The sequence below is a fragment of the Pectobacterium versatile genome (assembly GCF_020166435.1).
GTDB lineage: Bacteria > Pseudomonadota > Gammaproteobacteria > Enterobacterales > Enterobacteriaceae > Pectobacterium > Pectobacterium versatile.
The window spans coordinates 96,107-111,066 of record NZ_JAINZP010000008.1 but is presented as its reverse complement, the minus strand read 5'-3'; the positions used below and the strand labels follow the sequence as shown (position 1 = coordinate 111,066).

The 14,960-nt window shown below is 52.6% G+C and carries 15 protein-coding genes; 5 read left to right on the top strand and 10 right to left on the bottom strand.

The genetic code is table 11. The features are described from left to right. Nucleotides 1-3 precede the first annotated feature (3 nt). The 6 genes from K7X24_RS11715 to modE all read right to left on the bottom strand — a co-directional run bounded on the left by K7X24_RS11715 (nucleotide 4) and on the right by modE (nucleotide 5,714). The gene (locus tag K7X24_RS11715; protein WP_224555063.1) at nucleotides 4-357 is read right to left on the bottom strand and encodes a copper-binding protein; all 354 of its coding nucleotides are present in this window, start codon (nucleotides 355-357) and stop codon (nucleotides 4-6) included. 74 nt (nucleotides 358-431) lie between these two features. Beyond that, a complete protein-coding gene (locus K7X24_RS11710) occupies nucleotides 432-884 on the bottom strand; it encodes a hypothetical protein (RefSeq protein ID WP_105879309.1) in 453 nt (150 codons plus the stop codon). Between the two features lie 138 nt (nucleotides 885-1,022). Then, a complete protein-coding gene (galM, locus tag K7X24_RS11705) occupies nucleotides 1,023-2,069 on the bottom strand; it encodes a galactose-1-epimerase (protein ID WP_224555061.1) in 1,047 nt (348 codons plus the stop codon). A gap of 119 nt (nucleotides 2,070-2,188) precedes the next feature. Beyond that, on the bottom strand, nucleotides 2,189-3,208 hold the full coding sequence (gene galE, locus K7X24_RS11700) for a UDP-glucose 4-epimerase GalE (protein ID WP_211026651.1): 1,020 nt from the start codon (nucleotides 3,206-3,208) through the stop codon (nucleotides 2,189-2,191). Between the two features lie 198 nt (nucleotides 3,209-3,406). After that, nucleotides 3,407-4,882 carry a molybdate ABC transporter ATP-binding protein ModF gene (gene modF / locus K7X24_RS11695; protein WP_224555059.1) on the bottom strand — a complete coding sequence of 492 codons (1,476 nt, stop codon included), beginning with the start codon at nucleotides 4,880-4,882 and terminating at the stop codon, nucleotides 3,407-3,409. Nucleotides 4,883-4,922: 40 nt separating this feature from the next. Beyond that, a complete protein-coding gene (modE, locus tag K7X24_RS11690) occupies nucleotides 4,923-5,714 on the bottom strand; it encodes a molybdenum-dependent transcriptional regulator (protein WP_224555057.1) in 792 nt (263 codons plus the stop codon). 320 nt (nucleotides 5,715-6,034) lie between these two features. On the opposite strand from modE, the gene K7X24_RS11685 reads away from it, so the two are divergent. From K7X24_RS11685 to K7X24_RS11665, 5 genes are all read left to right on the top strand, one after another. Next, complete coding sequence (locus K7X24_RS11685; RefSeq protein WP_010302737.1) at nucleotides 6,035-6,190, top strand: AcrZ family multidrug efflux pump-associated protein; 156 nt, start codon at nucleotides 6,035-6,037, stop codon at nucleotides 6,188-6,190. Between the two features lie 269 nt (nucleotides 6,191-6,459). Further along, nucleotides 6,460-7,230, top strand: coding sequence for a molybdate ABC transporter substrate-binding protein (modA, locus tag K7X24_RS11680; RefSeq protein ID WP_224555055.1), 771 nt, complete (start codon nucleotides 6,460-6,462; stop codon nucleotides 7,228-7,230). Further along, a complete protein-coding gene (gene modB / locus K7X24_RS11675; RefSeq protein ID WP_039473842.1) occupies nucleotides 7,230-7,919 on the top strand; it encodes a molybdate ABC transporter permease subunit in 690 nt (229 codons plus the stop codon). Before modA ends, modB begins: the two co-directional genes overlap by 1 nt. Next, complete coding sequence (modC, locus tag K7X24_RS11670; protein ID WP_103970713.1) at nucleotides 7,919-8,977, top strand: molybdenum ABC transporter ATP-binding protein ModC; 1,059 nt, start codon at nucleotides 7,919-7,921, stop codon at nucleotides 8,975-8,977. Before modB ends, modC begins: the two co-directional genes overlap by 1 nt. A 241-nt stretch (nucleotides 8,978-9,218) precedes the next feature. Then, nucleotides 9,219-10,082: a sugar phosphate isomerase/epimerase family protein gene (locus tag K7X24_RS11665; protein WP_224555053.1), complete on the top strand. Its 864-nt coding sequence runs from the start codon at nucleotides 9,219-9,221 to the stop codon at nucleotides 10,080-10,082. A 71-nt stretch (nucleotides 10,083-10,153) separates the two neighbouring features. Here the strand turns inward: K7X24_RS11665 and K7X24_RS11660 are convergent, their stop codons facing one another. The 4 genes from K7X24_RS11660 to K7X24_RS11645 form a co-directional block, all read right to left on the bottom strand. Beyond that, on the bottom strand, nucleotides 10,154-11,134 hold the full coding sequence (locus tag K7X24_RS11660; RefSeq protein WP_109225956.1) for a LacI family DNA-binding transcriptional regulator: 981 nt from the start codon (nucleotides 11,132-11,134) through the stop codon (nucleotides 10,154-10,156). Between the two features lie 125 nt (nucleotides 11,135-11,259). Further along, a complete protein-coding gene (locus K7X24_RS11655; protein ID WP_224555051.1) occupies nucleotides 11,260-12,411 on the bottom strand; it encodes a Gfo/Idh/MocA family protein in 1,152 nt (383 codons plus the stop codon). Further along, nucleotides 12,408-13,478: a sugar phosphate isomerase/epimerase family protein gene (locus tag K7X24_RS11650; protein ID WP_103941594.1), complete on the bottom strand. Its 1,071-nt coding sequence runs from the start codon at nucleotides 13,476-13,478 to the stop codon at nucleotides 12,408-12,410. Before K7X24_RS11650 ends, K7X24_RS11655 begins: the two co-directional genes overlap by 4 nt. 136 nt (nucleotides 13,479-13,614) lie before the next feature. Then, the gene (locus tag K7X24_RS11645; protein ID WP_224555049.1) at nucleotides 13,615-14,859 is read right to left on the bottom strand and encodes an MFS transporter; all 1,245 of its coding nucleotides are present in this window, start codon (nucleotides 14,857-14,859) and stop codon (nucleotides 13,615-13,617) included. Nucleotides 14,860-14,960 lie beyond the last annotated feature (101 nt).

The window sequence follows — 14,960 nt, the reverse complement described above, 5'->3', positions numbered from 1 at the left end:
CGGTTAAGGCTGCTGTGGCGTAATCGCGGTCAGGATGTAGCCGTTCTCGTTCTGGATAAAGCTGAACGTGACTGGCGTGTTGACAGGCAATGGCGTTATTTCGCTACTGGATGGCGGCATGAAGGCCATCGTCATGGCGGGCCATTTTAGGTCGGCAATCGGCGCGTGGGAGAGCGTGACGCTGTTAGCGTTCCACTGCTTAACAACCCCGGTAGTCTGATAAACGGCTGTCGTGGCCGCAGGGGGAGTGGTCGGCATCATTGCGTGATGCTGGTGGTCGTTGGCCCACACGGGGAAGGTGAAGGAAGAAACAGAAAAAATCAGGCTGCTGATCAGCGCCATATAAGTGATACGCATAAAATAATCCCAATAAAAATAATTGATAAACATAGTGTTGCGCCCGTTGGCGCAGGGGTTATCAATCGCTTGGGTTATTCTCTAAATCGGCAGAAGCGGATCTCAGCCGGAGGGCCGACCGCAGGGGGGGAAAGCCAGACATCAGAGGCTGGGTCAAGGTGGACAGGGTTATCCGCTAAGACCAGCTCACCGCTGACCGGCAGTGCTAATAATGCCAGTGAGCCATTATCCTGCTTCATACTATCCGGCACGCAGTGTTTTTCGCACAGCGGCGTTTGCTGGTCAGCAGCGTAAGACGCTGTAGCCGTATGCTGAGCGTGAGATGATAACGGCTGAACGTCAGCCTGTTGCAGATGTGCCTGATGCTGGATAGCGGGGGAGGTCTGGCTGAGTGTCATATCGCATTGATGACCTGCGATAGCCAGTTGTGCATTCAGGAAAAGCCAGCACAGCGCCAATAGCCATCCCCACCTGCCTTTATGGCGCAGATGATGAATGAATAATGGAGACCGTGATGATGCGGACATGGCGTTTCCTTTTTGGACGTCATGGCAGTGTAAGCGTCTGAGTTGGAACGCGGCAAGCAGGGAATAGCATAGTTTTGTAAATTGGCAGATAGCTATCTGCCAATGTTATCAATGGGTTAATTATCTTTTGCTGTTCAGTTACTGGGTGAGGAACTGGTACGTGGTATCCGAGCGATAGACTTTCCCCGGTTTCAGCCAGCAGTCGGGCTGCGGCCAGTCTGGGTGATTTGGGCTGTCCGGCAGGAATTCGCTTTCCAGTGCGACACCGGCATAGTTTTCATACTGACCGCCGTCACGCGAGGGCGTTCCAGCCAGAAAGTTGCCGCTGTAGAGCTGTAAGGCGGGGGCGCTGGTGAAAACGCTCATCAGCACGCGGCCATCGGATGACCACAAATTGGCAGCAGGACTTTCGCTGGAACCGCAGGTGCGATGCAATAAATAAGCGTGATCGTAGCCGCCGACGGCCATTTGATCGCTGTCGCGCAGGAAATCTTCTTCCAGCGTTTTGGGTTGGCGGAAATCCATTCCGGTAGCGTTTACTGGTGTCAGATCGGCGTTGGGAATGCCCGCGCTATTGACCGGTAAATAATAGTCGGCAAACAGCTGCAATTGGTGCTTACGTACGTCAGTCAAATCGCCATTAAGGTTGAAATACGCGTGGTTGGTTAGACAAACGGGGCAGGCTTTCTCTACGGTCGCCTGATACGAGATTTCCAGCGAGTTATGTTCGGTCAGCGCGTACGTCACCTGTACGTTAAGGTGGCCTGGATATCCTTGGTCGCCATCCGGTGAATGCAATTGGTAAGTCACTTGCGTTGCATCCTGACTGACGATTCGCCAGCGGCGGGCATGAAAGCCTTCTGGGCCACCGTGTAACTGGTGCTCGTTCTGGTTTGGAACCAGATGAAACGTTTCGGTTTCTCGACTGAATGTGGCTTTGGCTATGCGGTTGGCATAGCGGCCAATCGACGCGCCGAGATAAGCGCTTTGTAACGGATACTGCTCGGGTGATGCACAGCCTAGTAGGACTTCTCGCACCTCACCCTCGGGTAGCGGCAACTCACAGGAAAGCCAGGTTGCACCCCAGTCCATCAGGCACACGCGCATACCTGCCTGATTCTGCAAGGTCGTTAACTGAAACGGCTGACCATCTGGTGCCAGCGTGCTAAGACTTTCATTCAACATGACTTGCTCCTGTAGAGGCCCGAGAAGATAGAGAAGGTTGGCCGATGGTTGCAATGTTGGGGGAAGGCCAGCAGATCGGAGCTTCCCCCTAATCCGTCATTCGGCGTGAAAACGCGCCGTCACGCTTCGTCGTACCCATTGGGGTGGTTGGACTGCCAGCGCCAGGTGTCCTGCGCCATTTCTTGCAGTGAGCGTGTGACTCGCCAGTTAAGATCTTTTGCTGCACGTTCGGCATCTGCCCAATAAGCAGGCAGATCGCCCTGACGACGCGGGGCAAAATGGTAAGCCAGCGGTTTACCACAGGCCTGACTAAAAGCCTCGACGACCTGTAATACACTGTAGCCTACGCCTGCGCCCAGGTTGTAAATATGCACGCCAGCACGATTTTGCAGGGTATTCATGGCGGCGATATGACCGTCAGCCAGATCGACGACGTGGATGTAATCTCGCACGCCAGTGCCATCAGCGGTAGGGTAATCATTACCGAAGATCGCCAGTGAGTCGCGACGCCCGACAGCAACCTGAGCGATATAAGGCATCAGGTTATTAGGCACACCTTGCGGATCTTCTCCCATTTCACCCGATGGGTGGGCACCCACTGGGTTGAAATACCGTAACAGCGTAATACTCCATTCCGGTTCAGCATGTTGTAAATCTTGCAGGATTTGTTCGACCATTAGCTTGCTACGGCCATAGGGGCTGGCAGGGTGACCTGTGGGGAAACTTTCCTGATAGGGCGTGTGTGGTTGATCGCCATAGACGGTGGCGGAGGAGCTAAAAATCAGGTTTTTCACGCCGGCTTTCTTCATCGCCTCTACCAGCACGAGCGTACCGTAGACGTTATTGTCATAGTAGCTCAGCGGCTCACGCACTGACTCGCCCACGGCTTTTAAGCCGGCAAAGTGGATGACGGAATCAATGGAATGCGTAGCGAAAATATCGTCCAGCAGCGCGCTGTCGCGGATATCGCCTTGATAAAAAACGGGTGCCTTATCGGTTAAGCGCGTAATGGTTTTAACGACGCTAGCCTTGCTATTGCACAAGTTATCGAGAATAACGGGTGTGTGCCCGGCAGCGAGTAATTGTACGCAAGTATGACTCCCTATGTAACCGCTACCACCTGTAACAAGAACGTTCATAATGACCTCTATTATCGCAATACAGCAAAATAACATGGTTAGGGGCAGAAAAAGGTGATCTACAGCGAGAATCTGCCTCTGTTATCGATGATTTTTTTACGAATAAACTGAGTGAAGCATAGATTACAGTGTAAATGAGCCTGACTTTTTACCCTACATTTTATTTTGTGGTAGCGTTATCATCCCTGTTTTCAGGCGTTATTTACATAACGCGTCAATCTGGTAGCGATAGATGTCGTTGTGCGGGACGAAAGTGAGCCGATGTGTGATGCACTCGGGCGCATCTTCCGCGTGGTGGGAGACAAAGAGTAGCTGCGTTTCGCCCTCGCCAATCAAGATATCCAGCCAGCGGCGCACCAGTTGGCGATTGAGCGGATCAAGCCCCTGTAACGGTTCGTCAAGGATGAGCAGGGCGGGGTGTTTGACTAATGCGCGGGCAATCAGCGTCAGACGTTGCTGGCCCCAGGAGAGCGACTGAAACGGGGTATCGGCGATAGCGCCATTGAGCCCAAGCAGAGTGAGCCACTGTTCTGTCAGGTGGCGCTGACGGTCGGAAACGGCCTGATAAATCCCAATAGAGTCAAAAAAGCCTGACAGGATAACGTTGCGCACGCTGGTGCTGACGCGGTAATCCAGATGGAAGCTGCTACTGACGTAACCGATGTGGCGCTTGATGTCCCAAATGGTTTCACCGCTGCCGCGTTTACGGCCAAACAGCGTGAGATCGTTACTGTAGCCTTGCGGATGATCGCCTGTAATCAGGCTGAGTAGCGTCGATTTGCCCGCGCCATTTGGCCCGATAATCTGCCAATGCTGACTGGGCAACACTTCCCACGTCAGCTCATGCAGAATAGGGCGGTCGTTGTATTGCACCACGCCGTTACGCAGCCGAATGCGCGCCTCGTCAGTGGGGAGCGTCATATATCGCTGCGGATCTTCCGGTTCTGGCAACGAACTCCCCGACAGCTTTTCGCTAAACGCGAGTTGAGCCACCAGCGCTTCAGAGAGGATCGCTTCACGTTCGCCGACGCGGGTCAGCGTACAGTCTGCCAGCACACCGACATGGTTGATAAAATCAGGAATGTCGTCAAAGCGGTTCAGAATAAGCACCAGCGTATAACCAGTGCCTGCCAGTTTCCTCAGCTCATCGGCAAGTTGCTGGCGGGAAGCTACATCCAGTCCATCAAAAGGCTCATCGAGAATCAGCAGGTCAGGCTGGGACATCAGCGCCTGACACAGCATCGCCTTGCGGGTTTCCCCCGTAGAGAGGTACTTGAAGCGCCGCTCCAGCAAATGCGCAATGCCAAACTGGTGTGCCAACTGTTGGCAACGCGCGGGTTCGTTGAGGCTATCCTGAATCACTTCTGCCGTGGTACGGCCAGTATCGTCTTCACCTTCACTGAGCAGATCGGTGTTATTGCGCTGCCACTCGTCGGAAACCAGTTTTTGTAATTGTTCAAATGACAGGCGAACGGGGCGTTGGAATCCTGTGGTTCGCTCACCACTCAATAGCGGCAGTTCGCCGGATAGCGACCGCGCCAGTGCAGATTTACCACTTCCGTTGGCCCCGACAAAGGCCCAGCACTGGTTTTGTTCGAGCGTCAGGTCGTCCAGACGCAGCATGCGGGTGTCGCTGAGACGAAATAACCCCTGAGTGATGTTTAACAATGACATTTTCTATCCTTCGTCAGATGGCGATAGCGCTAAAGCGACATTAACAAAGCGTGGCGATGATAACCCGGTCAGCATTGAAGCAGGCTTTCACATCCGCTCCCTGTTGCAGCTTTTGCTGCTCAAGCAAGGCATTCGGCACCATGGCACACAGGGTTTCTCCCCCAGTCAGCGTAATCAGAATTTCGCTGTTTTCTACGCCGTGCTGAATGGCCTGAATTTGCCCGGGCAAGACGTTATCGACTGCGGGCGCGGTGGACGTGGCAGCGTACACATCGATCCATGGTGCTTTAATCAGCGCCAACACTTCTTTCCCTTTCTGTAATTGCAGGCGCTCGGCGCTTTGTTGCGTAATCAGGGCGCTGATCGTTGTTTTACCATCGGCGAGTAAAATATCCAGATGTTGTTGCACCTGTTCTTCGCCGCGTGCGAGCACGGTTCCAAAAAACTGATTACGGGCGCTAGTTTGCAGCGAGAAACGCGCGATGGCTGCCAGCAGGCTATCCAACGGCAGACCGTCTTCCTGCAAGACATCAAAGGCTTTTTGCTGAATCTGCGCGAGCAAATCGTACAGTTGGAGAAGACGTTCGCCATAGCGGGTGAGCTGAGCACCGCCACCGCCTTTGCCGCCAGTCATGCGCTCGACGATGATCTGTTCGGCTAGCTGGTTCATCTCATTGATGGCATCCCAGGCGCTTTTATAGCTAATCCCGGCCAGTTTGGCCCCCTGACTGATTGAACCGGTATGACGAATTTGCTTGAGCAATTCAATACGCCGCGGGTCGGCGAATAAACGCTGTTGGAGTTTCAGGGTGAGGAGAATTTCAGCCTGCATAGTGAGGGCACCGTCGGTGAGTTTACTTCTCTGTATTGTCGCTATTTTCTTCATCAGGGGCAAATCGCACAAATAGACGCACTAATTTCTATTACTGCGGTAGACTACGTGGCAATTACGACGATCTCGGTTTACAGTGAAATAGCGCAGTGTACCCTAGATAATTCGGGTTGCGTGAAGGCGGCAACCGCGCGAATCCTCAGTCACTTACACAAGTAAGTGACTGGGGTGAGTAAGGGCGCCAACGCACAAGCAGCTTGAAGTATGACGGGTATAGACGGGCTAAAGTAGCGGAAACTGTTGCAATAAGTGAGGTAAGCATGTTGGAGTTATTGAAGAGCCTGCTGTTTGCAGTTGCCATGGTTCCTGTGATGATGGTGATTATCATGGGCTCGATTTATTGCCTGGGCGAAGTGTTTAACGTGTTGTCCCGCATCGGTCATTCCGACGGTCAGCGCGCAAAGAATCAGCACTGATTCACGATCCTTTCCTATTTTGATGTCCGGCTTCTGGCCGGACATTTCTTTTCTACCCCCATATCTACCTAAATAATTCGAGTTTCAGGCAGGCGGCAAGAGAAGGAATCCCGATGAGCTTACTCAGGTAAGTGATTCGGGTGAGTGAACGTAGCCAACGCACATGCAACTTGAAGTATGACGGGTAATATACCCCTTTAAAGCACATGACACTGCTTCATCATTCGTTATATCATTATTTACACAACGATAATTGTCAGGAGACAAGAATGAAGCAGCAATGGTTAAAATGGTTTGCCGCACTAACCCTCAGTGCAGGAATGGCGTTACCCGCTGTAGCAGAAGATAAAGTCACGGTGTTCGCCGCGGCATCACTGACCAACGCGTTGCAGGAAATCGCTACGCAATATCAGAAAGAGAAAAACGTCGCTGTCGTCGCGTCTTATGCCTCATCCTCAACGCTGGCTCGCCAGATTGAACAAGGTGCGCCTGCCGATCTGTTCATCTCTGCTGACCAACAGTGGATGGACTACGCGCAGGATAAAAACCTGATGGATACCGCGACGCGTCACACGCTACTGGGCAATGAGCTGGTGGTGATTGCACCGAAGGCGAGTGCGCAGAAAGACATTAAAATTGACGATAAAACCAACTGGAAAAGCCTGCTGAAAGACGGACGTCTGGCCGTTGGCGACCCAGATCACGTGCCTGCTGGGATCTATGCCAAAGAAGCCTTACAGAATCTGAAAGCCTGGGATGAACTCTCTCCACTGATGGCGCGCGCCAACAACGTACGTGCAGCCATGGCGCTGGTGGAACGTGAAGAAGCCCCGCTGGGCATCGTTTACGGTTCTGATGCGGTTGCCAGCGACAAAGTTAAGGTCATCGGTACATTCCCAGCGACGAGCCACAAGCCTGTCGAATACCCGATGGCGATAGTCAAAGAGCATAAAAACGCGGTGGTTAGCGGTTTTTATGACTACCTGAAAACGCCGGAAGCAGCAGCCGTATTTAAACGTTATGGCTTCGCGCCGCGTTAATGATGCTGAGTGATTACGAATGGCAGGCGGTTGAGCTGAGCCTCAAAGTTTCCGTTGTGGCCGTGGCGTGCAGCTTGCCGTTTGGGATACTGATGGCGTGGATTTTAGTGCGCTGTCGGTTCCCCGGTAAATCACTGCTAGATAGCATTATCCATTTACCACTGGTGTTGCCGCCAGTGGTTATTGGCTATCTGCTGCTGGTGGCGATGGGAAGACGTGGCGTAATCGGTTCCTGGCTCTATGACTGGTTCGGCTTCAGCTTTAGTTTTAGCTGGCGCGGTGCCGCATTAGCGTCGGCGATTGTCGCGTTTCCGCTGATGGTTCGGGCGATCCGTCTTTCGCTTGATGCTGTCGATAAGCATCTGGAACAGGCCGCTCGGACATTGGGTGCCTCGCCGTGGCGCGTGTTTTTCACCATCACATTACCTCTCTCTTTTCCTGGGATTGTTGTTGGAACCGTATTGGCGTTTGCCCGTTCGCTTGGCGAGTTTGGCGCGACCATTACGTTTGTTTCTAACATTCCAGGCGAAACCCGAACCATTCCACTGGCGATGTATACCCTGATTGAAACGCCCGGCGCAGAGGCTGATGCAGCAAGGCTGTGTATCATTGCCATCGTCTTGTCGCTGGCTGCGCTGTTAGCATCGGAATGGCTAACAAACTGGAGCCGCAAGCGGTTGGGGGGATAATGCTGCAACTCGATTTTCATCAACAGCTGGGTAGCCTCGAACTTCGCGTTCAGTCTGAACTGCCTGCGAACGGTATTACCGCTATTTTCGGCGTATCCGGTGCAGGGAAAACCTCGCTGATCAACGCTGTTGTTGGCCTGACCCGGCCAGATGGCGGACGGATTGTGCTCAATAATCATGTGCTGGTGGATACGCAGCAGCGTATTTTTCTTCCGCCGGAAAAGCGGCGAATCGGCTATGTATTTCAGGATGCTCGGCTGTTTCCGCACTATCGCGTGCGCGGTAATCTGCGCTATGGCATGGCGGAGACAATGGAATCGCAGTTCGATGATATTGTCAGTTTACTGGGTATCGAACCGCTGCTAAATCGTTATCCACGGACGCTGTCCGGTGGAGAGAAACAGCGTGTCGCGATTGGTCGGGCCTTGCTGACTGCACCGGAATTGCTGCTCATGGATGAACCGCTAGCGTCGCTGGATTTACCCAGAAAGCGCGAGCTGTTGCCGTATTTGGAACGTCTGGCGAAAGAAGTCAATATTCCGATCCTGTATGTCAGCCACAGTCTGGAAGAGATTGTCCGGTTAGCCGATCATGTTGTGGTGCTCGATAAAGGCAAAGTGAAAGCGCAAGGTCTGCTGGAAGAAGTGTGGGCTAGCAGCGCGCTACGCCCGTGGTTACCGAAAGACGAACAGAGCACTATTCTGAGTACGCGTGTGTTGGCTCAGCATGAGCATTACGCGATGACGGCGCTGGCATTAGGCGACCAGCAGGTGTGGGTTGGAAAAGTCGAACTCCCTCAGGACGCCGCATTGCGCATTCGCGTGAATGCCGCCGATGTTTCTCTGGTGCTACAGCCACCGGAAAAAAGCAGCATCCGTAATGTGCTGTGTGCCAGCGTGGTAGAGTGCATTGATGTCGATGGACAGGTTGAAGTGAAGCTTGCAGTCGGCCAGCAGACGCTGTGGTCCCGTATCACACCATGGGCTCGGGACGATCTCGTGCTTCATCCCGGGCAAACGATCTACGCGCAGATTAAGAGCGTATCGATTACGGCGTAGTAAGCACAGACCGAGTGATAGAACAGTCGTTCACATCGCTCGGTCTATCCCGTGAATCAGTCGATATTCTGTGAGCAAGATAACAAAATGAGTATTGAGAGTGATTTTCAATTCGTTTTTTCTACCGCGTGAACAAGGTAGTCAGATAAATTATCCCCGCGTTATTATTTTTTCATCATAAAAAGTAATCGATTACTTTTTTGTTTTCACCTGTGCAACGGGATAAAAATAGGAGAAGGACATGCCTTGTATGACGTTATTGCGCCGTGCGTTCGCTATACCACTATTGTTGATAGTTTCATCGGGTTTGGCATTTGCCGAACGTCCAGCAGAAAACCAGAAAATAGCCTTGCAGATGTATACGCTGCGCAGCTTGAATACGCTTGATGAGCAATTTTCCATGGCGCGAGACGCTGGATTTAAGGCGGTTGAGCTGGTGGGGACGCATGGCATTAGTGCGTCAGAAATGAAGGGGTTATTAGGAAAGTATCAGTTGAAAGCCATTGCTGCGCATGTCCAGTTTGGCGAACTGAAAAGTAATATGGCTGAGGTCGTGGCCTTTAACAAAGCCATCGGCAACAGCATGATTATCGTGCCGTGGCTCAATGTTGAAGACCGCCCGGATAGCGCAGAGGGCTGGAAGCGCTTTGGTTTGGAAATGAACGACCTTGGCCGTGAATTGAATAAGCAGGGCATGAAGCTGGCTTATCACAACCATAATTTCGAGATGAAGAAGTATCGCGGTAAAACGGCGCTGGAAATCATGATGGATGCTGCAGAGCCAGAGAACCTGATGCTGGAAATGGATGTTGCCTGGGTATCTCGCGGAGGACAGGATCCTGTGCGTCTCCTGCGCCAGTACAAAGGGCGTATTTATTCAATTCATGCGAAAGACAATACGTCCATCGGCATCCGCGATGATGAAATGAACTTTGCCCCACCGGGTGAGGGGATTTTGGCGTGGGAAGAGATTCTCCTTGCGGCGTCCAAAGCGGGTGCCCAGTGGTTTGTTGCTGAACATGACTTGCCGAAAGATCCACAGGCCATTGTTTCTGCGGCTTACCAATCGCTGTATGAAAAACTAAGTAAGATAAAAAGTAAGTAATAACTATCAACCTGCGGTCAGCGGACCGCAGGTTATCAGACATGAAAAAGGATCGGTTTATTCTGCTTGGGTTAGCTGGATGCCCGTTCGACAAACGTCCATTCCAGTAAGCGCTTTTCTGTTTCACTGTCCGGCTGGTCTATTTGTTGTAATAACAGCTTCACGGCCTCTCTGCCGATATGTGCGGATGGCTGCTGAATAGTGCTGAGCTGGGGCGAGGTGATGTAACCCAGCTCCGAGCCATCGAAACCGATCACCGCAATATCCTGCGGCGCACTTAGCCCCGCCTCACAGATTGCAGACAGCGCGCCTGCTGCCAGCGTATCGGAGACCACAAAGACGGCATCTGGCCGCTCTGGATCGTTAAGCAGCGCGGTCATTGCGGCTTTTCCGCCTGCATAACTCAGCGTGCTGGCGTATTCGACTTTGCCGTAATCAAACGCATTTTCTGCGATAACATCGCGATAGCCTTTCTCTCGCTGCTGGGCATAGAGATAATTCATATCGTGGTTAATCATGGCGATACGGCGGCGACCTTTGCCAATAAAGTGATTAATCACAAAGCGGGATGCCTCTGCGTTATCAATTCCAACGGATGAAATGGCAGATGTATCGTCATGCTCGGCGCACTGTACCCAAGGTGCCGCACCAATCATGTCTTGAAGCGCAGAAAGCGTTGAAATGGCATCCATGGTGATCACGCCATCGACCATTTTACCGGACAGCAGTTGCAGGCTGGAGTGGGCGCGAACAATATCGGCGCCTGAATTGCATAGCAGAATACGGTAGCCGTTTTCTTCCGCTTCTGCCTCAATGCCTTTTACTACATCGGCACAGAAGGGGTTGGCGATGTTGGAAACCATGACTAATAACATCTGGCTGCGTGCAGTACGTAGCTGTCGTGCCAACAAATTTGGCTGATAATTACTGCTTTTTATCGCATTGAGAACTCGTTCCCGGTTTTGCGGCTTCACGGTATCAATGTTGTTCAACACTCGTGAAACGGTGGCGACCGAGACTCCAGCTATCCGTGCTATTTTTTGAATCGACATAATTCAGAAGGCACTCACGCTACTTATTGCTTGGCTGAGCAGATTACCATAAATATCTCTGGCTGCATCCCGCAGACGTCGCACCTGCGGGATGAATACCGTGAGAGAATGAACGGTTTGATGCCTTAATTGGCGACCTTCACCCACGTTTGCTGCTGATGGCTTTGCAAGATGGCGTCAATAATGAACATGATGTTCGCACCGTCGTAGAAGGTGGCGAAGGTGAACGGATCGACGCCCGGCTGTTTGCCGTCACGCAGATAGGTATAAAAGTTCGCCATCATGTTCTTGAACGCATCTGGCCAGCCTTCGATATGCCCACCGGGGAAGTGGACCGCGGCGGCAGCTTCTGGGTTCAGCAGTCCAGGATCGTCCGACAACACCTGATTCGGTTTATCGCGATGGCCGATCCACAGCTGCTGCGGGGTTTCCTGATCCCACGCCAGCGACTGTTCACTGCCATTCACTTCAAACGTCAGGCGATTTTTCCGGCCGGCGCTGACCTGAGAAACGGTAAAGGATCCGCGGCTGCCATCCTCAAAGCGCAGTAAAACGGTCGCGTAGTCTTCGGTTTTGACCGATTTGTCGTCGTACTCTGGCGGCGCGTCGGATGATGAGAATGTGGCCGTACTGTTCCGATTGGATTTTCGGATCGGGTGGACGATGGCTAAATCGGCGAAAACTTCGACAATTTTCCGACCGGAAATAAACTGCACCGTGTCGCACCAGTGCGAACCGATGTCGGCCACCGCGCGGGAAACGCCACCGTACTCCGGTTCAACACGCCAGTTATAGTCGGTGTCGCGCAGCATCCAGTCTTGCAGATAGCCACCGTGTACGGCAAAGACGCGGCCGATCTCCTGACGCTTAATCATGCTGGCAGCCTGCTGCACCATGCCAAATTGGCGATAGACAAAGCTGACCCCGTGGACAACGCCTTTTTCTTCCGCCAGCGCCACCAGTTCACGCGCTTCTTCGCTGGTCATACACAGCGGCTTTTCTGAAAAGACGTGCTTGCCTGCCTGAATAATCTGCTTATTGATCGCCGCATGGAGATGGTTCGGCGTGCAGTTATGGATCGCATCAATACCGGGATGAGCCAATAAATCAGCGACGCTGCCGTAGGCATGGGGAATGTTGAGCTGACGTGCTTTTTGCTGCGCCAGATCGAGCGAATTTTCCGCCAGCGCCACCACCTCGACGAAACCAAGGCGACGAATCGCTTCAATATGTGCTGGGCCAATAAAACCGGAACCAATAATGCCAACGCGAATCATTCTGCGCTCTCCTCTTTTAATCCCAACATTTTTCTTACTAACGGACGATCGTCGCTGGTCGCGGCGAAATCGTCAAAAGCGCGTCCTGCGACAGGAATAATATGACGGTTGATGAACGCCGCCCCTTCTTTCGCACCGCAGTTGCTGTCTTTCAGGCAGCATTCCCATTCCAGCACTGCCCAGCCGTCGTAATCGTATTGGGCAAGTTTGCTGAAGATGCCGCCAAAATCGATCTGGCCATCTCCCGGTGAGCGGAAGCGTCCGGCGCGTTCAGCCCATGACTGATAGCCGCCGTAGACGCCGCTTTTGCTCGACGTGTTAAATTCTGCATCTTTCACATGGAACGCTTTGATTCGTGCATGGTAGCGATCGATAAAGCCGAGGTAGTCCATCTGCTGCAAATGCATATGGCTAGGATCGTAAAGAATATTGGCGCGCGGGTGATGATTGACGACATCAAGGAAGCGTTCAAAGGTCACGCCGTCATGTAAATCTTCTCCGGGATGCAGCTCGTAGCACACATCCACACCGTGCTCGTCAAAACAGTCGAGGATCGGCGTCCACAGGCGACCAAGCTCTTTAAAGGCTTCCTGAATCAGGACTTCTTTACGCGGTGGCCAGGGGTAAAAATAGGGCCAGGCCAGCGCACCGGAAAACGTAGCGTGGGCGTTTAGTCCTAAGCGTGAAGAGGCTTTTGCTGCCTGCTTGATTGCCGCGATAGCCCACGCTTGGCGAGCCTGCGGATTGCGGCGGTAAGCCGGTGGTGCGAAATCGTCAAAAGCATCGTCATACGCAGGGTGGACGGCAACAAGCTGGCCTTCCAGATGGGTTGATAGTTCGCTGATGGTCAGCCCATGCTGTGCCAGTAGGCCTTTCACATCATCACAGTAAGTTTGGCTGTCGGCGGCCGTAGCCAGATCGAAAATGTGCGGGTGATTGCAGGGGATTTGTAGCGCTTTAAAGCCTAATCCAGCTGCCCATTGCGCCAGATTTTCCAGCGTGTTAAAGGGAGCCTGATCGCCAATATACTGGGCGAGAAAAATACCCGGTCCTTTTAACGTTTTCATTATTACCTCCTTTGGCAACAGGTGTGGTTATGAATACCGTTGCACGATTGTGATAGCCGTAGCGGAGAATGCACTGGGATGAGGTGCCATAGGCGACCTCATCCCGTTTTCTCCTTAAATAATCCGTCTCAAATGATTAAGCCTGCTCTTCTTTATATTTGAAGGAGAAGAGGAAAATGACGGCGATGATGGCGGCAGCAACCGCAGGGATCCACCAGAAGGTCGCCCAGATTTCAGGCGCGTTTAACGTGCCGTTGTTGAAGAGACGGTTATAGAGTGCACCGGAAACCTGCGAGCCCAGCAGCATACCGATACCGTAGGTGAACAGGACCACCATACTTTGTGCCTGACCTTTGATTTTCTCTCCCGCGATGCGGTCGGTATAGATGAAGCCAATGACGAAGAAGAAGTCATAGCAGATGCCGTGCAGCAGGATACCGATGTAGAGCAACCAGCGCGTTTCTTCATTCACGCCCATCGCGAAGAGGGCATAGCGTACGAACCACGCCAGCATGCCGATGAACAGCATGTATTTCACACCCAGCTTTCTAAACAGCAGCGGGATGATCAGCATGAAGACGATTTCGGACATCTGACCAAACGACATGGCGGTGCTGACGTCGCTGATACCTGCGTTGCTCAGGAAGGATGCGGTGTAAGCGTAGTAGGTGCCCAGTGGAATAGAGATCAGCATGGCGCAGATGGCAAAGACCAGAAAGTGGCCTTTCTTCAGCAGCGCAAACGCATCAGCACAGAACAGATCGCGCACTGCCAGCGGCAAGCCTTTTGCCGGCGCTGGGGTATGCGGCAGCGTCAGGCTGTAAGCAGCCAGAATGGCAGAGCAAGCGGCCGCGACGTAGAAGATATTGACGCTTGCGGAGATGCCCGCCGTCCCGATGCAGACACCGGCGACGATCCAACCGATGGTGCCGAAGACGCGCACAACTGGGAAGCTCTTCTCGCTATTGCTCAGGTTATGGAACGCGATGTTGTTGGTTAACGCCAGCGTTGGCATAAAGCACAGCGTGTAGGCGAACAGCAGGATCAGCAGCTGTGAGCCGTCTTCGCTGATTAACGCGGCAGGCACAAACCACAGGATGACCGCGCCGATCAGGTGCAGCAGCGCCATGACTTTTTGTGATGGGAAGAAGCGGTCAACCACCATGCCCAGTACAAACGGCGACAGGATTGAGGCGATTGGCCCAGCAGAGAAGGCGTCGCCAATCATGGCGGCCAAGTTGTGCTGTGTCATAACCAGGCCCAGAGTGACAGACCATGAACCCCAGATGAAGAACTCTAAAAACATCATGAGTGACAGTCTGGGAACCACGAAGGCCGGCTGTAACGATTTTGTAGCTGTGTTTTCAGATGAAGAAACCATGTGGTATCCCTCTTAAAAGTAATCGATTACAATTTGTGTTTTCTAAATGTAATCGATTACTTTTAACTTAACCGCAGCTTTTAGCCATAAATGAGATCCTT